16 protein-coding genes are annotated in these 19263 nt (G+C 66.3%); 3 read left to right on the top strand and 13 right to left on the bottom strand.

Going from position 1 to position 19263, the window contains the following annotated elements:
• Positions 1–54: 54 nt before the first annotated feature.
• Positions 55–4344: a DNA-directed RNA polymerase subunit beta' gene (gene rpoC / locus KZ810_RS07010; RefSeq protein WP_219768251.1), complete on the top strand. Its 4290-nt coding sequence runs from the start codon at positions 55–57 to the stop codon at positions 4342–4344.
• Between the two features lie 402 nt (positions 4345–4746).
• Positions 4747–7167 (top strand): TonB-dependent receptor, encoded by a 2421-nt coding sequence (locus tag KZ810_RS07005; RefSeq protein WP_219768250.1) that lies wholly within the window; start codon positions 4747–4749, stop codon positions 7165–7167.
• Between the two features lie 3 nt (positions 7168–7170).
• Here KZ810_RS07005 and KZ810_RS07000 read toward each other — a convergent pair whose 3' ends face one another.
• From KZ810_RS07000 to KZ810_RS06990, 3 genes are read right to left on the bottom strand one after another with little or no spacing between them, the layout of a single operon-like run.
• Positions 7171–7542 (bottom strand): hypothetical protein, encoded by a 372-nt coding sequence (locus KZ810_RS07000; protein ID WP_219768249.1) that lies wholly within the window; start codon positions 7540–7542, stop codon positions 7171–7173.
• Positions 7539–8315, bottom strand: coding sequence for a metallophosphoesterase family protein (locus tag KZ810_RS06995; protein ID WP_219768248.1), 777 nt, complete (start codon positions 8313–8315; stop codon positions 7539–7541). Before KZ810_RS06995 ends, KZ810_RS07000 begins: the two co-directional genes overlap by 4 nt.
• Before the next feature lie 49 nt (positions 8316–8364).
• On the bottom strand, positions 8365–10446 hold the full coding sequence (locus KZ810_RS06990) for a prolyl oligopeptidase family serine peptidase (RefSeq protein ID WP_219768247.1): 2082 nt from the start codon (positions 10444–10446) through the stop codon (positions 8365–8367).
• Positions 10447–10517: 71 nt separating this feature from the next.
• Here KZ810_RS06990 and ppk2 point away from each other — a divergent pair, with 71 nt between their 5' ends.
• The gene (gene ppk2, locus KZ810_RS06985; RefSeq protein ID WP_219768246.1) at positions 10518–11267 is read left to right on the top strand and encodes a polyphosphate kinase 2; all 750 of its coding nucleotides are present in this window, start codon (positions 10518–10520) and stop codon (positions 11265–11267) included.
• 348 nt (positions 11268–11615) lie between these two features.
• Here the strand turns inward: ppk2 and nadA are convergent, their stop codons facing one another.
• From nadA to leuD, 10 genes are all read right to left on the bottom strand, one after another.
• Complete coding sequence (gene nadA, locus KZ810_RS06980) at positions 11616–12614, bottom strand: quinolinate synthase NadA (RefSeq protein ID WP_219768245.1); 999 nt, start codon at positions 12612–12614, stop codon at positions 11616–11618.
• Positions 12615–12651: 37 nt separating this feature from the next.
• On the bottom strand, positions 12652–13347 hold the full coding sequence (locus KZ810_RS06975) for a DUF4230 domain-containing protein (RefSeq protein ID WP_219768244.1): 696 nt from the start codon (positions 13345–13347) through the stop codon (positions 12652–12654).
• A complete protein-coding gene (locus KZ810_RS06970) occupies positions 13344–14213 on the bottom strand; it encodes an MBL fold metallo-hydrolase (RefSeq protein ID WP_219768243.1) in 870 nt (289 codons plus the stop codon). Before KZ810_RS06970 ends, KZ810_RS06975 begins: the two co-directional genes overlap by 4 nt.
• Positions 14214–14269: 56 nt before the next feature.
• The gene (locus KZ810_RS06965) at positions 14270–15946 is read right to left on the bottom strand and encodes a M56 family metallopeptidase (RefSeq protein WP_219768242.1); all 1677 of its coding nucleotides are present in this window, start codon (positions 15944–15946) and stop codon (positions 14270–14272) included.
• On the bottom strand, positions 15943–16311 hold the full coding sequence (locus KZ810_RS06960) for a BlaI/MecI/CopY family transcriptional regulator (protein WP_219768241.1): 369 nt from the start codon (positions 16309–16311) through the stop codon (positions 15943–15945). Before KZ810_RS06960 ends, KZ810_RS06965 begins: the two co-directional genes overlap by 4 nt.
• Positions 16312–16650: 339 nt before the next feature.
• Positions 16651–16977, bottom strand: a complete 327-nt coding sequence (gene grxD, locus KZ810_RS06955) for a Grx4 family monothiol glutaredoxin (protein WP_219768240.1) — start codon at positions 16975–16977, stop codon at positions 16651–16653.
• A 44-nt stretch (positions 16978–17021) separates the two neighbouring features.
• Positions 17022–17255 carry a BolA/IbaG family iron-sulfur metabolism protein gene (locus KZ810_RS06950; RefSeq protein ID WP_219768239.1) on the bottom strand — a complete coding sequence of 78 codons (234 nt, stop codon included), beginning with the start codon at positions 17253–17255 and terminating at the stop codon, positions 17022–17024.
• 5 nt (positions 17256–17260) lie between these two features.
• Positions 17261–17584, bottom strand: a complete 324-nt coding sequence (locus KZ810_RS06945; protein ID WP_219768238.1) for a DUF1476 domain-containing protein — start codon at positions 17582–17584, stop codon at positions 17261–17263.
• Positions 17585–17666: 82 nt separating this feature from the next.
• On the bottom strand, positions 17667–18668 hold the full coding sequence (locus KZ810_RS06940; RefSeq protein ID WP_219768237.1) for an NADPH:quinone oxidoreductase family protein: 1002 nt from the start codon (positions 18666–18668) through the stop codon (positions 17667–17669).
• Positions 18631–19260 carry a 3-isopropylmalate dehydratase small subunit gene (gene leuD, locus KZ810_RS06935; RefSeq protein ID WP_219768236.1) on the bottom strand — a complete coding sequence of 210 codons (630 nt, stop codon included), beginning with the start codon at positions 19258–19260 and terminating at the stop codon, positions 18631–18633. The genes KZ810_RS06940 and leuD overlap by 38 nt, the downstream gene beginning before the upstream one ends.
• Positions 19261–19263: the final 3 nt, after the last annotated feature.

Raw genomic sequence — 19263 nt, 5'->3', positions numbered from 1 at the left:
TCTGCCCCTCACCCAACCCTCTCCCCGCGGGGCAGAGGGCTACGAGGTAAGAAAATGAACGAACTGACCAATTTCGCCAATCCGCTCGCGAAGCCGGAAACCTTCGACCAGATTCAGATCGGCATCGCATCGCCCGATCGAATCCGTTCGTGGTCGTTCGGCGAGATCAAGAAGCCGGAAACGATCAACTATCGCACGTTCAAGCCCGAGCGTGACGGCCTGTTCTGCGCGCGCATCTTTGGTCCGATCAAGGATTACGAGTGCCTGTGCGGCAAGTACAAGCGCATGAAGTACAAGGGCATCGTCTGCGAGAAGTGCGGTGTCGAAGTCACGGTGTCGAAGGTCCGCCGCGAGCGGATGGGCCATATCGAGCTCGCCGCGCCGGTCGCGCACATCTGGTTCCTGAAGTCGCTGCCGAGCCGCATCGGCCTGCTGCTCGACATGCAGTTGAAGCAGCTCGAGCGTGTGCTCTACTTCGAGGCGTATATCGTCATCGAGCCGGGCCTGACCCCGCTCGAGAAGTATCAGCTCCTCACCGAGGATGAGCTGCTCGAAGCGCAGGACGAGTATGGCGAGGACGCGTTCTCGGCCGGCATCGGCGCTGAGGCCGTACGCAACATGCTCGAGAACCTCGACCTCGAGGGCGAGAAGGTCGCGCTGCTCGAAGAGCTCGCCACCACCAAGTCGGAGCTCAAGCCCAAGAAGATCATCAAGCGGCTGAAGGTCGTCGAGAGCTTCCTTGAATCGGGCAATCGTCCCGAGTGGATGATCCTCGAGGTCGTTCCGGTCATCCCGCCCGAGCTGCGCCCGCTGGTGCCGCTGGACGGCGGCCGCTTCGCGACGTCCGACCTGAACGACCTGTACCGCCGCGTCATCAATCGCAACAACCGCCTCAAGCGGCTGATGGAGCTGCGCGCGCCGGACATCATCGTCCGCAACGAGAAGCGCATGCTGCAGGAGGCGGTCGACGCGCTTTTCGACAACGGTCGCCGCGGCCGCACCATTACCGGTGCGAACAAGCGTCCGCTCAAGTCGCTGTCCGACATGCTCAAGGGCAAGCAGGGCCGCTTCCGCCAGAACTTGCTCGGCAAGCGCGTCGACTATTCGGGCCGTTCGGTCATCGTGACGGGTCCGGAGCTAAAGCTGCACCAGTGCGGCCTGCCGAAGAAGATGGCGCTCGAGCTGTTCAAGCCGTTCATCTACGCGCGCCTCGACGCCAAGGGCCTGAGCATGACGCTCAAGCAGGCCAAGAAGTGGGTCGAGAAGGAGCGCAAGGAAGTCTGGGACATCCTCGACGAGGTGATCCGCGAGCACCCGGTCATGCTCAATCGCGCGCCGACGCTTCACCGTCTAGGCATCCAGGCGTTCGAACCGGTGCTGATCGAGGGCAAGGCGATCCAGCTCCATCCGCTCGTCTGCTCGGCGTTCAACGCCGACTTCGACGGTGACCAGATGGCCGTGCACGTCCCGCTGAGCCTCGAGGCGCAGCTGGAAGCGCGCGTGCTGATGATGTCGACCAACAACATCCTGTCGCCCGCGAACGGCAAGCCGATCATCGTGCCGTCGCAGGACATGGTGCTCGGGCTCTACTACCTCTCCATGATGAAGGAGAAGGAGCCGGGCGAAGGCATGCTGCTGTCCGACATGGCCGAGGTGCATCAGGCGCTCGATTCGGGCGCGGTCACGCTCCACACCAAGGTCATCAGCCGCGTTCCGCAAACCGACGAGAATGGGAAGCAGTACCTCAAGCGGTTCGAGACGACGCCGGGCCGCATGCTGCTCGGCGAGACGCTGCCGAAGAGCCACAAGGTGCCCTTCGATGTCGTCAACCGCCTGCTGACCAAGAAGGACGTCGGCGACGTCATCGACGAGGTGTATCGCCACACCGGTCAGAAGGAGACGGTGCTGTTCGCCGATGCGATCATGGCGCTCGGTTTCCGTCACGCGTTCAAGGCCGGCATCTCGTTCGGCAAGGACGACATGATCATCGCGCCCGACAAGGACGCGCTGGTCGACGAGACGCGTGACCAGGTGAAGGACTTCGAGCAGCAGTATCAAGACGGCCTGATCACGCAGCAGGAGAAGTACAACAAGGTGATCGACGCGTGGTCGCGCTGCGGTGACCAGGTCGCGAACTCGATGATGAACGAGATCAAGGCCGTGCGTCACTACGGTGACGACGCGGGTGCGAACGCGGGCCGCGAGAAGCCGATCAACTCGATCTACATGATGGCGCACTCGGGTGCGCGTGGTTCGCAGGCGCAGATCAAGCAGCTCGCCGGCATGCGCGGGCTGATGGCGAAGCCGTCGGGAGAGATCATCGAAACGCCGATCATCTCGAACTTCAAAGAAGGTCTGACCGTCCTTGAATACTTCAACTCGACCCACGGCGCGCGCAAGGGCCTCGCGGATACGGCGTTGAAGACCGCGAACTCGGGTTACCTCACCCGCCGCCTCGTCGACGTCAGCCAAGACTGCGTCATCATCGAGGAGGATTGCGGCACCGAGCGTGCGCTGGAGATGAAGGCGATCGTGCAGGGCGGTTCCACCATCGCCTCGCTCGGCGAGCGCATTCTCGGGCGCACCACGGCCGAGGACGTGGTCGACAAGGATGGCAAGGTCGTCATCCCCGTCGGCACGCTGCTCGACGAGCCGATGGTCGCTCAGATCGAGGCAATGGGCGTGCAGGGCATGAAGATCCGCTCGCCGCTGGTCTGCGAGAGCAAGATCGGCGTCTGCGGCAAATGCTACGGCCGCGACCTCGCGCGCGGTACGCCGGTCAACATCGGTGAGGCGGTCGGCGTCATCGCCGCGCAGTCGATCGGTGAGCCGGGCACGCAGCTGACCATGCGTACCTTCCACATCGGTGGCGCAGCGCAGCTCAACGAGACGTCCAACCTGGAGGCGCACGCAGACGGCACCGCGGAATACCGCGACCTGCGCGTGATCGTCGATCAGCGCGGCCGCCGCGTGGTGCTGAGCCGTTCGGGCGAGATCGTGATCAAGGACATGGACGGCCGCGAATTGTCGGTCGATCGCATCCCTTACGGTGCGTACGTCATGTTCGACGACGGTCACATCGTCTCGAAGGGCGACCGCATGGCCGAGTGGGACCCGTTCACCATGCCGGTGATCACCGAGACCGGCGGCACGGTGAAGTTCCAGGATCTGGTCGAGGGCAAGACGCTGACCGAGCAGGTCGACGAAGCGACGGGCATCGCCCAGCGCGTCGTCACCGAGTTCCGCGCCACCACCAAGTCGAAGGAGGATCTGCGTCCGCGCATGACGCTCCTCGACGAGGGTTCGGGTGAAGCGGCACGCTACATGCTCGCCCCCGGCGCGGTGCTGTCGGTCGAAGACAACGCGACCGTCCACGCCGGCGACGTGCTCGCCCGTGTGGCGCGCGAGTCAGCCAAGACCCGCGACATCACCGGCGGTCTGCCCCGCGTCGCGGAGCTGTTCGAGGCGCGCAAACCGAAGGAAAACGCGATCATCGCGAAGGTCTCTGGCCGCGTCGTGTTCGGCAAGGATTACAAGGCGAAGCGCAAGATCGGCATCCAGCCCGAGGATGGCGGCGAGGTCGTCGAGTATCTGATCCCGAAATCGAAGGTGATCGACGTTCAGGAAGGCGACTACGTCAAGCGCGGTGACAATCTGATCGGCGGCTCGCCTGATCCGCACGACATTCTCGAGGTGCTCGGCATCGAGCCCCTCGCGGAATATCTCGTCGCCGAAATCCAGGAAGTCTACCGACTTCAGGGCGTGAAGATCAACGACAAGCACATCGAGACGATCGTTCGTCAGATGCTTCAAAAGGTCGAGATCACCGACGGCGGCGACACCACGCTGCTCGCCGGCGAGCAGGTCGATCGCGACGAAATGGACGAGGTAAACAGCAAGCTCGAGAAGGGTCAGAACCCGGCACAGGGCAAGCCGATCCTGCTCGGCATCACCAAGGCGAGCCTGCAGACGCGGTCGTTCATCTCGGCAGCGTCGTTCCAGGAGACCACCCGCGTCCTCACCGAGGCAGCGGTCCAAGGCAAGCAGGACACGCTGATGGGCCTGAAGGAGAATGTGATCGTCGGTCGCCTGATCCCGGCGGGCACCGGCGCAGGCATGAACCGCCTGCGCGTCGCGGCCTCGTCGCGTGACGCGGCGCTGCGTGTCCAGCAGCGCAAGCTGCAGGACGCAATGATCGCCGCCGGCACCGCGGCACAGGTGAAGGCTGCCGAGGACGCACGCTCGACCCGCGACGCCGCCGGCACCGGCAGCGATCCGCTCGCCGAGGTCGTGCCCTCGGGCACCGGCACCGACGCCGATGCAGGCGAATATCTGAACGACTGATCGTTCGGACCACGACGAGAATGAAGGAGCCGCCGTCCGGGAAACCGGGCGGCGGTTTCCGTTTACAGGTAGGCGACAGACGTTGATCGTCAGCTTCACCGACAAATGCACTGGTTCTCGCGCGATGAGGAGCCGAACGAGGGCATTTCGTTTCAGCTTCCTCCCTGACCCGGCCGGGGCGGCACGCCCGCCCTGCGGCAGCCCGCGGACCCCTCTGCACAACGTCAAAGTTAGCTGAGCGGCGTCGTTGACCGTCATTTAGCCCCAAGCAGCGCCCCTGCTTCACGTCGGCGAAGCCATATCCGATCGAATATCGCCATTGTATTCGGTCGGACATAGCGTCATGAGCAGCTCACGCCAGCGCGCAGGCAATCGCAACTGGACGTCACAGGGGTCACGTCCATGAAGCTCGCATCATCGCTGACCTCACTCGCGCTCGCGGCGCTTGCATTCCCTGCCGGGGCGAAGACTGCGGATACGATCACCACGCCGGCCAGCGACGCCGGGCCCACGCCCGGCGAGCCGAGCGCGGCCGACGACACCGATGGCCTACCCGCCGTCATCGTCACCGCGCGCCGCCGCGCCGAAGATGCTCAGCGAATTCCGACGTCGCTGTCGGTCGTCGGTGGCACCCTGCTCGACCAGGCCTATGCGGTGAACGCGCAGGCGCTGACCACGCTGATCCCCAGCCTCAACTATTCCTCGGCGAATCCACGCAACACCGCGTTCACGATCCGCGGGCTGGGCTCCAGCGTCGTCGCGGTCAGTCAGGCGAACGACGGGCTCGAATCGGGCGTCGGCTTCTACGTCGACCAGGTCTATCACGCCCGCCCCGCGACCGCGGCGTTCGACTTCGCCGATGTCGCACAGGTCGAGGAACTGCGCGGACCGCAGGGCACCCTGTTCGGCAAGAACACGACCGCGGGCGCGATCAACATCACCACGCGCGCGCCGACCTTCACGCCGGAGGGGTTCGCTGAACTTTCCTACGGCGACTACAATTTCGTTCAGGCGAAGGGCTGGGTGTCGGGCCCGATCAGCGACACCGTCGCCTATCGCCTGTCGGGGGTATCGACGCGGCGCGACGGCGTGATTGACAACGTTCGCACCGGCCGTGCCGCCAACACGCTCGGCACGCAGGCGGTGCGCGGGCAATTGCTGTTCCAGCCCGACGACCGCCTCAAGCTACGCCTGTCGGCCGACTTCACCAATTTCCAGGCCTATTGCTGCACGCAGGTTCCCTACGTCGTCGGCAGCAGCCTGCGCGCCGCAAACCGCCAGTTCCCCGCGCTCGCGCGCCAGTTCAGCTACGCCCTCCCCTCGCTCGACTACCGCGACCGCGTAACTGACATCGACGGCCCGCTCGGTACCGACACCAACGAGGGCGGCGTATCCGGGATCACCGATTGGAACGTCGGCCCGGCGACAATCACCTCGGTCACCGCGTGGCGCTTCTGGAATTGGGACGCGGAGAACGACCGCGACTACATCGGCCTGCCAATCCAGCTCAGCCAGCACATTCCCTCGCGGCAGGACCAGTGGAGCCAGGAACTGCGCCTTGCTTCGAACGGTGACCGCAGGCTCGGCTATGTCGTCGGCCTCTACGCCTTTTCTCAGACGATCACCGGGCGTCCGATCAGCATCTACGGCCCCGCGGCTGCGAACTGGTTGATCGGGCAGAGCGTGCCGACCAGTGCCACCAACGCGACCCCGGTCGCGGTACCGTCGAACCTGCTCGACGGTTACGGACAGGACGGCCGCACCCGTTTCCACAGCGCGAGCTACGCCGCCTTCGGCGAGGCGAACTGGCGCGTCATCGACCGCGTCACGCTGACCGGGGGGCTGCGCTACACGCATGAGAACAAGGACGGCCAATACGACACGACCGTCTCGGGCGGCCCGGCGACGACAATCCCCGCACTGACTAATGCGCGGTTCAACATCCTGCGCGCGCAATCCTATGCCGCGCGCGACCGCGACGGCAGCCTGTCGGGGCGCGGCAATGTCGCGATCGACCTTGCGCCCGGCGTGCTTGGGTACGCGAGCTACGCGCGCGGGTTCAAATCGGGTGGGATCAACATGTCGGGGCTACCGCTCGACGCCAACAACCGCCCCGTCCTCGCCACCGCGGTCGTGCGGCCGGAGCGTAACGAGACCTACGAGGTGGGCCTGAAGACGCAAGCGTTTGACCGCCGGCTCGTCTTCAACATCGACGGTTTCTACACGAAGGTTCGTAACTTTCAGGCGACCGTGGTCGAGAATTCGGTGACCCAGACCGCACAGCTGCGCGGCTATCTGTCGAACATTCCCGAGGTGACCGTGAAGGGTATCGAGGCGGACGCGACCGCGCTCGTCCTGCCGGGCGTGTCGCTGCGCGCCGGGCTTGCCTACGCCGACGGTGAATATAGCGATTATCCCGCCGGCCCCTGCCCGCTCGAGCAGCAGACCGCCGCGACGACGCGGTGCAGCCTGACCGGCCGTCGCCTCGCCTCGCTGCCGCGGCTTGCCGCGACCGCGGGCGCCGACATCGAACAGCCGATCGGCAGCGGCACTGTCTTCCTCCACGTCGATACCGCGTCGCGCAGCGGATATAGCGGCGACCCCAGCCTGTCGCGCTTCACTTATATCCGCGCGTACAACCTCACCAACGCCAACATCGGTTACCGCTTCGCCGACGGGGTCGAGGTCGCCCTGTTCGCGCGCAATCTCTTCGACGCCGACTATGTGCAGAACGTAACCGTCCAGGCGGGCAACAGCGGCCTGATCCTCGCGACGCCGAGCGATCCGCGGACGATCGGCGCGACGCTCAGGCTCAGGCGTTGAGCGTCAAAGACGCGCAGAGTTGCGCTGCGGCTCGATCGTGAAATCGACCCCGCCGCGCCGGCTCGGCCACATCGCCACCAGAAAGCCGCGACGCTGGCCGCACACGCGCGCCGACCACGCCTCCCAATGCCCGCCGCGGCGATACACCACCGACGTCACGCGGAACCGCTTGGGCAGCGATTGTGCCTGCACCCGGTCGAGCCGCGCGCAGCGATAGGCCGCGGTCGCGTAACGCTGCATCCCGCGCAGCACGTCGGCCTTCAGCCGCCGGTCGGCGCGCGATGGTCCCGCCTTGTTTGCCGACGCCGCGCCTGAATTGTCGATCGGCGCCGCCGCGATCAGCAGTAACGGCAGCGCGAGCGTGACGGGTCTCACGCCGGCTCCCGGACCGGCTCACCGAGCGCGAGCATCCGGTCTCCCTCCATCGTCCGCACGATCGTCGTGATCGCGCCATCCACGACGCGCAATTCGTTGAACGCGGGCGGCGAGTGACGCACGCGCTTCGACAAGGTGCCCGCCCCGATCAATCGAACAGTGCGCCCGCCGTGCGTGAACGGGACGTCGAACGGATCATGGACATGCCCCGACAGCACCGCATCCGCCCCCGCCTCCGCCAGCGCGACGAGCGCGCGGTCGCCGTATTTCGTCTTCGCCGTGCCCTTGGTAGGCCCCTCGATCAGGGGGTGGTGTCCGGCGACGATAATCAGGTGATCCTTCGGCACACCGGCGATCAGCGACAGCGAACGGTTGAGCGATCCCGGGCTTACCCGCCCCTTTGACCAGTTCCAGCGCCACTGCGCGCGCGCGGTGGTCTTGAGCGGGATCACCGCAATGCCCTGGATGTCGAGCGGTCGCTCGATCATCTTTTCGACCGCAGCATAGCGCGAATAGGGTGAGAACAAGCGCCGCAACGGATCCCAGTAATAAGGGATGTCGTGATTGCCGACCTCCAGCGTCACCGGCACGCCGAGCGAGCGGAGCCAGTCGCCTCCCGCCTGGAACTCCTTAGGCTTGGCGCGCATCGTCAGGTCACCCGTCATGATGACCGCGTCGGGCTTCTCCGCCGCGACGCGCTCGCCGAACCAGGCGATCGCTGCCGGGTCCTCGGCGCCGAAATGTACATCGCTGACGTGGAACAGCTTGGTCATGTATTCTCCCCGTTGACCGCTTCTAACGCCCAAGCGGCCACGCGGGTGCCTATTTCTCCATCAGCTCACGGCGCAGGAACGCATCGAGCAGCGCGGCGCGGCGCGCGTCCTCTGCATGATCGGCCCCGACCGCGTGCCCGCCTTCCAGATATTCGTGAAAATAGACGGTGTTGCCGTTCGCCTTGAGCAGCGCGGCGAGCTTTCTCGCGTGCCCCGGATGGACGCGGTCATCCTTGGTCGATCCGTAGAACAGCACCGGCGGGTAGCGCACGCCCGCGCGGACGTTTTGATACGGCGAATATTTGCTGATGAACGCCCAGTCGGCCGGCTTGTCGGGGTCGCCGTACTCGTCGATCCAGGAAGCGCCCGCTGACAGGTGCGAGTAGCGCCGCATGTCCTCGAGCGGCGATCCCGCGATCACCGCGCCGTACAGGTCGGGGCGCTGCTGCATCGCGACGCCGACCAGCAGCCCGCCGTTCGAGCGGCCCGAGATCGCGATCTTCTTCGGCGCGCTAACGCCCGTCCTGACCAGATCCTCCGCGACCGCGTGAAGATCGTCGAAGACGTTCTGCCGCTTCTCGCGTAGCCCCGCCTGATGCCAGCGCGGGCCATACTCACCGCCGCCGCGCAGGTTGGCGAGCACGAAGGCATTGCCCTGCTCGACCCAGAACAGCCCCAGCGGACCGGCGCGGTACGGCTGATCGGTCAGGTAGGTCGGCGTCTGCGCATTGCGAAACCCGCCGTACGCGTGGATCAACGCCGGCGCGGGCTTCGTCGCGCCCTTCTTGGTCACGAGGAAATAGGGAACGCGCGTCCCGTCCCTCGATGTCGCAAAATGCTGCGCAACCGCATATCGGCGCGCGTCGAATTTCGCGGGCAAGGACTGCACCGCTGCTAACTTTGCGTCCGCACCGACCGCGTAGAGCGTAGGCGGGGTCAGCATCCCCTCGACGGTCGCGAACGCCAAATCGCGCGTGCCCGCGCTGCCGACGATGTGAACCGTGCTTGCAGCGGCGAGCGGCATCGCCTGTTGCGACCAGCGGCCATCGGCCCCGCGGCGCAGCGCGAGCAGCTTGCCCGATACGTCGTCGAGCACCTTGACCCACAACACATGGTCGGTCGCGCTGACTTCCTCGACTGCCTGGCTCGCGGTCGGCGCCATCACCAGCTCGGGGACCGCACGCCGTCCGGCCGCCACGTCGGCGAGCGAGTAGGCGACCAGCACGCCCGCGTCGAAGCCGCCCGCAGGCTTGCTGTACGACACGATCGCGCGGCCATCGATCACGTCGCGCACGTCCGTGCCCGGCGGCAAGGGCAGTGGCGCGAAGCGGCCATCGGGCAGCCGCACGATATAATCGCTCTGGAAGAAGGTCGTGTTGACTGCGATCATCGGCCAGCGCTGCGTCGCGTCGACGGGGGCGCGCACCTCTAGCCCCACGATCGACGCCGGCGCCTCATGCACCGTCTTCGCCGCGGTGATGGCGGTACCGCGCGTCCACACCTTCGCGATCCGCGGATAGCCCGATACGGTCAGCGATCCCGCGCCCCAGTCGCTCGCAACCAGCAGGTGATCGCGGTCGATCCACGTGTAGCGGCTCTTCGCCTCGGGCAGGACGAAGCCGCCGGGTACGAACGCCCCCGCCGTCAGGTCGAACTCACGCACCACTTGCGCGTCGGTGCCGCCCGCACTCAGCGCGACCATGCAGCGGGTGTATGCGGGCTCCAGACACTGCGCGCCGTGCCAGACCCAGCTCTTGCCTTCTGCCTTGCCGAGCGCATCGACGTCTATCAGCGTCCGCCACTCGGGCTTTCCCGCGGTGTAGCTGGAAAGGCTCGCGATCCGCCACAGCCCGCGCGGATGCGCCGCATCACGCCACAGATTGGTGACCTGCGCCCCCATCACGGTTTCGGGCTCAGCGATCTGTGCCTCGTCGTCGAGGATCGCCTTCGCACGCGCCCGATCCTCTTCGTAGCGCGGGTTGCGCGTCAGTAGTTGCTCGGTCTCGGCATTCCACGCCTTGACCTGCCCGAGCGCGCGGCTGCCCTCGATATCCTCCAGCCACGCATAAGGATCGGCGGCGGGCGCAGCGGCAATCGCGAGCAGCGACACGAGCGGAAGGAGCGATTTCATCGCCGATGCGTAGCGTCCCTGTTGGCCCCGCTCAACCGGTGTGTCGCAGGGGACCAAGTGACGGAGGACCGATGGGGAAGGCCAAACACCACCACAAGCTGCAATTGGGACTCGTCCGGATGCAGGCGGCAATGGCGAAGAGCGGCGAACGTGCAGTCGTCGTGCTCGAAGGTCGCGACGCCGCTGGCAAGGACGGCACGATCAAGGCGATCACGCAGCACCTGTCGGTCCGTAACACCCGCGTCGTGGCGCTGCCCAAACCGAACGACCGCGAGGCGACACAGTGGTATTTCCAGCGTTACGTCGCGCATCTGCCCGCCGCGGGCGAGTTCGTGATCTTCAACCGTAGCTGGTATAACCGCGCCGGCGTCGAGGTGGTGAACGGCTTCTCCACCCCCGCGCAGCAGGCGCAATTCCTGCGCGACGTGCCCGATTTCGAGCGTATGCTGGTTGAGAACGGGATCACGTTGGTGAAGCTGTGGCTCGACATCGAGAAGGACGAGCAGGCTCGCCGGCTAGAGAAGCGCCGCACCGATCCGCTCAAGGCATTGAAAGTTTCCGCGCTGGACGCAGTCGCGCAGGACAAATGGGCGGATTATTCGGCCGCGCGCGACACGATGCTGGAGCGGACGCACAGCGTCTGGGCACCTTGGACCTGCGTGCGCGCCGACGACAAACCTGCCGCGCACAAGGCGGTGATCCGCCATCTCCTCCACGAAATCGCCGACGAGGGGATCGCGCGCGAGATCAAGCAGCCCGACCCCGACGTGCTGCTCCCGTTCGAACCCGACGCGATCAAGGACGGGCGGCTCGCCGATTGAAGCGAAGAGCCAACAGCGCGTTGATCTGCCCCCCCCCCCCCGGCGATCCAGTTACCGTTGCCCTCGTTGTCCCCGCAGTAGCCTGGCTCGTCGTGGTAGCCGGTTAGCGCACCCGCCGCCCACGCGTCGGCGAGGCGCGGCTACCTCGCTGCTAAAACGCGCTTCGAAGTAATCTATTCGACGGTTTTCATTAGGGCCGCTCGTATTCTCGGCGTGGTCATCATCGCCTCGAAGCGCCGCGCAAGGCCAACAGCCTGCCGGCGATCCATTCTGCATCGCCTCAGCTAGTTGGCGGGAGTGCGTGCCCCGCCCCTGATCTGGACCAGCGACGAAGCGGGCCATAGCGGCTCAGTCGCCGGTGACCCGCACCGGCCCGAGATCACCCAGCCCGACCGAACCGTTCGCCATCGCCAGCATCGCGTCGAGGCTCTTCTTCGCGCGCAGCCGCAGACCTTCCTCAATCTCGATCCTGGGGCTCAAGTCACGCAGCGCGACGTACAGCTTCTCCATCGTGTTCAGCGCCATGTAGGGGCAAATGTTGCAGTTGCAGTTGCCGTCCGCGCCCGGCGCTCCGATGAAGGTCTTGTTTGGCAGCGCCTTTACCATCTGGTGGATGATGTGCGGCTCGGTCGCGACGATCAGCGTGTCGCCGGGCATCGCCATCGCGTAATCGAGGATGCCGCGCGTCGAGCCGACGTAATCGGCGTGGTCGACGATCACCGCCGGGCATTCCGGGTGCGCCGCGACCGGTGCGCCCGGATGCTGCGCCTTGAGCTTCAGCAGTTCCGTCTCGCTGAACGCCTCGTGGACGATGCACACACCCGGCCACAGGATCAGGTCGCGCCCGGTCTTGCGCGCGAGGTATCCGCCAAGATTGCGATCGGGGCCGAAGATGATCGGCTGTTCGGGCGGGATCTGGCTCAAAATCTTTTCCGCCGAACTGCTCGTCACGATGACGTCGGACAGCCCCTTCACCTCGGCCGAGCAGTTGATGTAGGTCAGCGCAATCGCGTCCGGATGCTGCTTGCGGAAAGCAGCGAACTGCTCGGGTGGGCAGCTATCCTCCAGGCTGCAGCCTGCGTCCATGTCGGGCAGCACCACCGTCTTCTGCGGGCTGAGGATCTTCGCCGTCTCCGCCATGAAGCGCACCCCGCAGAATGCGATCACGTCGGCGTCGGTGTCCGCCGCCTTGCGGCTGAGGTCCAAGCTGTCACCGACGAAATCGGCCAGATCCTGAATCTCGGGCTTCTGGTAATAATGCGCGAGGATCACCGCGTTGCGCTCACGGCGGAGGCGGTCGATCTCGGCGCGCAGGTCGAGGCCGGAGAGGTTGGTGGGCTGTTCCATGCGCGCGGATGTGGCCCAGCGCGCGCGCGCGATCAAGTCAGCGCCCGTTGCCGAGCACCTCTTCGAGGCTGCGTGTCAGATCCCACTGCGTGACATCGCCTCCACGCGGCTCACCCTGAAAGCGCACCTGCACGCTAACCGGCAGCCCCGCCGCCGCCAGCGTCCCGCCGAACAGCCGTTCGAGCGCGACGCATCCGTTCTCGCGCGCCTTGAGGATATTCTGCGGCTCGTGCGCCTTGGCCGCCACCACGCGCGTCGCCGTGCCCGACACACGGCGCTGCAGTTCCGCCATCGCGTCGCGCGAGACGAACGCGCCGCTGGTCTGGTCGATTGTCACGTTCGCTTCGTCGACATTGGGACGCCCGACCACCACGTCGGGCACCTCGACTAATAGGCGGCGGTTTGCCTCGTCGTAGTGGAAGTCGCGCGGCGACAGCGATTGCAGCGCGACGAAGTAATCGACCTCGTACGGCGCCTTCACCACCCGCGTCGATTTCAGCCAGCCCCACAAACGGCTGGTTGCCGCGGTCGCCTGCACGATACCCGACAGGCGACTGACGCGCAGGTCGCTGCTGCCGTAGAGCTTCCCCGTCACGACGCGCGCAACCGCCAACCCGTTCTCGTCAGTCGCGACGGTGTAGCTGTCGGTGTAGCGTCGATAGCCCGCGACCGACACGACGACGATCGCCACGGACAGTGCGAGGCCGAGCGCAGTCTTGACCAGATTGTTCACGACGCCTCGATGCTCCACGCTGCACCATCGGCCCGCACCAGCGCGCGGCGATCGAGATCGATCAGATGCGCCAACACCGATCGCTCGGCCGCGGGCAGCAGCCGTCGGTCGAGCCCCACGTACATCCGCTCCACCATGCCCGGCACGGTGCCGACCCCCTCGCCGAGCAGCCGCAGGATTTGCCCCTCACGCTGCTTGCGGTGCCCGAGCAGCCCGCGCACCAGCCGCTGCGGTCGCTCAATCTCCAGGCCATGGCCGGGATAATAAATGCGGTCACTGCGTGCGAGCAGCTTCTCCAGGCTCGCCATATAGTCGCCCATGTCGCCGTCGGGCGGTGAGACGACGCTGGTTGCCCAGCCCATCACGTGATCGCCCGAGAACAGCGCACCCGTCTCCGCGAGTGCAAAGGCGAGATGGTTGCTGGTGTGGCCGGGCGTCGCGATTGCCTCCAGCGTCCACCCCTCGCCGCTCACCCGCTCACCCTCGGCCAGCACGCGATCGGGGGCGTAATCGGCGTCGAACGCCGCGTCGCCGCGCGGGCTGTCGTCGCTGAGCGCGAACGGCGCTGCGCCCATGATCGGCGCACCCGTCTCCTCCGCCAGCCGCCGCGCGCCGGGGCTGTGATCGCGGTGATGATGCGTGATGACGATCGCGTGCACCCGCCGCCCCGCGATCGTCCGCAGCAGTGCGGCGTGATGCGCCTCGTCCGCCGGTCCCGGATCGATGATCGCGAGATCGGTCGTCCCGACCAGATGCGTCTGCGTCCCCGTGAACGTGTACGGCGAGGCATTGGGCGCCAGCACGCGGGTGACGAGCGGCTCGAGCTCGATCGCGAGCCCGGTCGGCGGCGGTGACGCATCGTTCATTGCGCACCGAGATGGCGGGTCGGGCGCAGCGACGCAAGCGCCGCGCCCGAGACCCACTAATCGATCGCCGCCATCTGCGCGCGCACATTTGCCAGCGCCTTGTCGACCTGACGCAGCGCCTTCGTCCGAACGTCGCCGGTCAGGTCGCGGTCACCTGCAAGACTCGCGCGCGTTCTCGCGAGGTCCGCCATCGCCGAGCGCAATGCGGCCTGATTTTCGCGCTGCGCCTCCATCTGCTCGCGCATCGCCTCACGCCGCGCGTCCATCGCCTCGCGCTGTGCCTCCTTCTGCGCCTCCATCGCTTCCCGTTGCGCCTCCATGCTGGCACGCAGCCCCTCGCGGCGGGCTTCCATCGCGGTCTGCATCGCTTCGCGCCGCGCCTCGCGTGCCTCGTCCAGCGCCTCGCGGTTGACGTTCGTGGCGTAGCCCTCGCTTCCACTATCGCAGATCACCACCGCGCGACCGTTGCCGGAACGAGTAGTGATCGCGGCACCATCCTCGCACCCGCCGCGGCTGACACTCACCGCCGCGGGGATCGGCGGCGGCGCGGGTGTGACGGGCGGCTGGCTGCGTCCGCCCTGCACGGGGGGCATCGGTGGGACTGGCGGCACCGGCGTCACCGGGACAGGATGCGCCGCGACATAGGCGGCGGCGTCACGGCCGCTTAATACGGTCGCGCGGCCATTCTCGACGATCGTCACCCGGTGCGTCGTGCGGACGCGCGTGATCGGCGCCATCACCTCGGCGAAGGTGCGATCGAGCGAGTCGAGTGGCACGCCCGTCACCTGCTCCACCCCGGCGCGCACGCGCGCGGCCGCCGGCATTCCCGACGCGGTCAGCACCAGACCGGCACCCGCGAGCGCGGTGATCGCGGCCCCCCCCGCCGCTACGCGCCGACCCGACACGCGACCGCGCGCCAGCATCCGCAAGCGCCCTTTCAGGTCGTTGATGGTGTTCAGGTGACAGGCCGGGGTCAGCGCGCGACCATGCGCCGCCTTGACGATCGCACAACCATAGGCGTGGCGTTGCGCGACGCCTGCGCGGGCGAGCACGCCGGCGTCGTTCGCCATCTCCTGATCAGCGCGAAAGGCGCGGAAGGCGATCCAGGCGACCGGATTGAACCAGTGCAGCGCCAGCAGTGCGAGCGCGACCCAGTTCGCCCACAGGTCGCCGCGGCGATGATGGCCGATCTCGTGCGCGAGTGCGAGCTCGCGTTCCTGCGCATCGTACCGCTCGGCGAAATCCGCCGGAAAAGCGACGATGCGGCGGATCAACCCGAAGGCGAGCGGCCCGCTCGCGCCCGCACTCTCAACCACCTCGACCGATCCGACGCGCGTCACCGCCTCGGCGCCGCGCAGCACCCGCGCGCGGAAGCGCAGGTACGCTGCGAGCTGGAAACCCAGAATTGCCACCGCACCAGAAATCCACACGAGCGCGAGCCACGGCACGGCGCCGCTTGCCGACGCAGCCGGCGTCGCGATCGCGGCGACGTCCACCGGCACGGCCGGGGTCATCAGCACCGCGGCGCGCTCGCTGACGTCGGCGATTGGCGCGGCCTCGAGCGGACTCCACCCGCTCGGCAGCGGCGGCAGCAACAACCGCAACACCGGCAACGACCACAGTAGATACGCCATTTCGGCGCCGAAGGCGCGGCGCACGGGTCCGCGAAGCGCTAGGACCAGCAGCATCAGCGCGGTCGAGGCGATCAGCGCCTCCACGGCCAGCGCGATCACTGTTTCAACGCCTTGAGCAGCGCCTCAATCTCGGCGATATCCTGCCGCGACAGTTCGTCACGCTCGGCCAGATGCGCGACGAGCGGGGTCAGCTTGCCGCCGAACAATCGATCGATCAGCTTGCGCGACTCGCCCGCAACATAGTCTTCGCGCGCGACCGCGGGCGAATAAAGGTAGCGCCTGCCATCGACTTCGTGCCGTACCGCGCCCTTGCCGAGCAACCGTCCGAGCAATGTCTTGACCGTGGCGGCACTCCACGCGCGGTTGGGATCGACGCGCTCGGTCACGTCCTGCGCGGTGAGCGGGCTCTCGTCCCACAGTACCTCCATCACCGCATGCTCGGCATCACTGATACGCTCGGCCATCGGCGCCATCCTCGTCCCGCTTACAGATGTAGTCTTCTCGCATCGACTACACCTGTTGTCAACGGCGCGGGCACAATGTCGACCTGCTTTACACCTAAGTGTCTCCGGTCAGATGGCTTAACCATTCTATATGAGGAAAACCGCGGTATTGATAATTTGGCACGCGCCATGCGACGTACACTACGCTACCGAGCGCATCGACGCTTCAGCTGGACGGGCCGCCGCTTTCTCGATCTCTCGGCGCCCGTCCAACCCGGTCTCGCCCGCAATCTTCACCAAACCTGATACGTACGTCGGTGATCGGGCGCCGCCGCGAGCAGCGCCCGTCGTTCGATCATCTCACTGAGCGGCAGTTTTGCCTGCGAACAGCTCGGCCAGCTCGCCGCTCTCGTACATTTCCATCATGATGTCCGATCCGCCGACGAACTCGCCGTTGACGTAGAGCTGCGGAATCGTCGGCCAGTCCGAATAAGCCTTGATGCCTTGGCGGATCCCCTGATCCTGCAGCACGTCGACGCTCTCGAACTCGACGCCTAGCCGCTCAAGGATCGCAATCGCACGGCTGGAGAAGCCACACTGTGGGAACAACGGCGTGCCCTTCATGAACAACACGACGGGATTGTTCTTCACCACGGCATCGATGCGGGCGTTGGTGTCGTCGGTCATGGTCTGGTCGTTCCTATCGAAAGGCTATCTGCCTGATGTGCCTTTTACTTCGGTACGGCGGTGGTGAGCTGCAAGGCGTGGAGCACGCCACCCATCCGGTCGCCGAGCGCGGCATAAACCGCCTGATGCTGGCGCACGCGCGGCATGCCGGCGAACGATGCACTGGTCACGCGCGCCGACCAATGATCCTTGTCGCCCGCCAGATCGGTCATCTCGACCTCGGCATCGGGGATGCCGGCGCGGATCAGCGCGGCGATCTCGTCACCTTCCATCGGCATCGCGCCTACTCCGCCTTGAGGAGCTGCCGGCGCGCCTCGATCGTTTCCTGGGTCAATGCCTGGCGTACCGCCGCCTCGTCGATGTCGACGCCTGCGGCCGTCAGATCGCCCAACAGCTTGCGCACGACGTCCTCGTCTCCCGCTTCCTCGAAATCGGCCTGTACGACCGACTTGGCATAGGCGTCAGTCTCCTCGGGCGTCAGCTTCATCAGCGCCGCTGCCCATTGCCCGACCAGTCGGTTACGCCGCGCGGTGACGCGGAAGGCCATTTCCTCGTCGCGCGAAAACTGGTTCTCGAACCCGCGTGCGCGGTCGTCGAAGGTGGTCATGGCAGCTCCCGTTGCTCGTGTCGGCGGAGATAGAACGCGCCGCCCGCACAAGCAACGGGGCTGCCCCCGTGCGGCCGGACGCTCAGTCGGCGACGCGCACCACCAGCTTGCCGATGGCGGCGCGCGCCGCCATCTTCGCGATCGCTTCGCCGCCGCGCTCGAACGGGAAGACCTCGGTCACGCGCGGTGCGATGCGCCCGTCCTTCCACAGATCGAACAGGCGCTGGATGTTGGCGCGATTGGCCTCGGGATCGCGCGCCGCGAACGCACCCCAGAACACGCCGCACACGTCGCAGCTCTTGAGCAACGTCAGGTTGAGCGGCAGCTTGGGGATACCCGCGGGGAAACCGATGACGAGGTATCGCCCCTCCCACCCGATCGAACGCAGCGCGGGCTCGGCATAGTCGCCGCCGACCGCATCGTAGATCAACTGGTATCCGGCCTTGCCGCCCTTATCCTTGAACTGCTCGGCGAGCGACTTCGACTCGTCCTTTCCGAACGGGCCGCGATCGTAGATAATGACCTCGTCGGCGCCCGCATCGCGCACAGCCTGCGCCTTCTCCTCGCTCGACACCGCCCCGACGACGCGCGCTCCGAACGCCTTGCCAAGCTCGACCGCGGCGAGCCCCACCCCGCCCGCGGCACCCAGCACCAGCAGATTGTCGCCTTCCTTGATGTGACCGCGGTCGATCAGCGCGTGGATCGTCGTGCCGTAAGTCAGCAGCAGCGCGGCGGCTTCCTCGAAACTGCGCTCGTCGGGAATCGGGTAGAGCGCGGCTTCTTTGAAAAGCAATCGCTCAGACAGGCCGCCCATCCCGGTGTTACCCATCACGCGGTCACCGACCTTCAGCCGCGTCACCCCCTCGCCGACCTGATCGACCACGCCCGACACCTCGCCTCCCGGCGCGAACGGGCGCGGCGGCTTGAACTGATACTTGTCCTCGATGACGAGCACGTCGGGATAATTGATCGCGCAAGCCTTGACCGCGATCACGACCTCACCCACGCTAGGCGTCGGATCGGGCAGGTCGCCGATCTCCAGAGTTTCAGGTCCGCCCGGCGCCCTCGACAGCAATGCCCGCATTTCCGCTCCTTTGGTCGATCCAGGGGCGCTGCTGGTGCATCGCCTCCTCGAATTTCGAAATCGCGGTATCCTTTGACAGCGTCAGACCGACCTCGTCCAGCCCTTCCATCAGGCAGCGTCGGCGAAAGGGATCGAGCGTGAAGGTAAAGCGGCCCTGGAACGGCGTCGTGACCGTCATCGTCTCCAGGTCGATCGTGACCGGCTGATCCGTGGCCACCACGAGCAAGCGGTCGATCGCCTCCTGCGGCAGTACCACCGCGACGATGCCGTTCTTGAACGCGTTGCCCGAGAAGATGTCCGAAAAGCTTGGCGCGATGACCGCGCGCACGCCCATGTCGGCAAGTGCCCAGGCGGCATGTTCGCGGCTCGATCCGCAGCCGAAATTATCGCCCGCGATCAGGATCGGGCTGCCGGCGTAGCGGGGATCGTCGAAGATGTTGCCCGGAGCACTGCGCACCGTCTCGAACGCGCCGCGCCCCAGCCCCGACCGCTTGATCGTCTTGAGCCAGTGCGCGGGGATGATGACGTCGGTGTCGACGTTCTTTTGCCCCCAGGGATAGGCGCTCCCCGACACGCGCGTCACCGGCTCCATGGG

This window comes from Sphingomonas citricola, from assembly GCF_019429535.1.
Taxonomy (GTDB): Bacteria; Pseudomonadota; Alphaproteobacteria; order Sphingomonadales; family Sphingomonadaceae; genus Sphingomonas; species Sphingomonas citricola.
This window is presented reverse-complemented; position numbering and strand designations above follow the sequence as displayed.

Excerpts from the sequence above, each read along its gene's own strand:
- rpoC (WP_219768251.1), top strand. The coding sequence starts at position 55 with ATGAACGAACTGACCAATTTCGCCAATCCGCTCGCGAAGCCGGAAACC.
- KZ810_RS07005 (WP_219768250.1), top strand. The coding sequence starts at position 4,747 with ATGAAGCTCGCATCATCGCTGACCTCACTCGCGCTCGCGGCGCTTGCA.
- KZ810_RS06995 (WP_219768248.1), bottom strand. The coding sequence starts at position 8,315 with ATGACCAAGCTGTTCCACGTCAGCGATGTACATTTCGGCGCCGAGGAC.
- KZ810_RS06990 (WP_219768247.1), bottom strand. The coding sequence starts at position 10,446 with ATGAAATCGCTCCTTCCGCTCGTGTCGCTGCTCGCGATTGCCGCTGCG.
- ppk2 (WP_219768246.1), top strand. The coding sequence starts at position 10,518 with ATGGGGAAGGCCAAACACCACCACAAGCTGCAATTGGGACTCGTCCGG.
- nadA (WP_219768245.1), bottom strand. The coding sequence starts at position 12,614 with ATGGAACAGCCCACCAACCTCTCCGGCCTCGACCTGCGCGCCGAGATC.
- KZ810_RS06970 (WP_219768243.1), bottom strand. The coding sequence starts at position 14,213 with ATGAACGATGCGTCACCGCCGCCGACCGGGCTCGCGATCGAGCTCGAG.
- KZ810_RS06960 (WP_219768241.1), bottom strand. The coding sequence starts at position 16,311 with ATGGCCGAGCGTATCAGTGATGCCGAGCATGCGGTGATGGAGGTACTG.
- grxD (WP_219768240.1), bottom strand. The coding sequence starts at position 16,977 with ATGACCGACGACACCAACGCCCGCATCGATGCCGTGGTGAAGAACAAT.
- KZ810_RS06950 (WP_219768239.1), bottom strand. The coding sequence starts at position 17,255 with ATGCCGATGGAAGGTGACGAGATCGCCGCGCTGATCCGCGCCGGCATC.
- KZ810_RS06945 (WP_219768238.1), bottom strand. The coding sequence starts at position 17,584 with ATGACCACCTTCGACGACCGCGCACGCGGGTTCGAGAACCAGTTTTCG.
- KZ810_RS06940 (WP_219768237.1), bottom strand. The coding sequence starts at position 18,668 with ATGCGGGCATTGCTGTCGAGGGCGCCGGGCGGACCTGAAACTCTGGAG.
- leuD (WP_219768236.1), bottom strand. The coding sequence starts at position 19,260 with ATGGAGCCGGTGACGCGCGTGTCGGGGAGCGCCTATCCCTGGGGGCAA.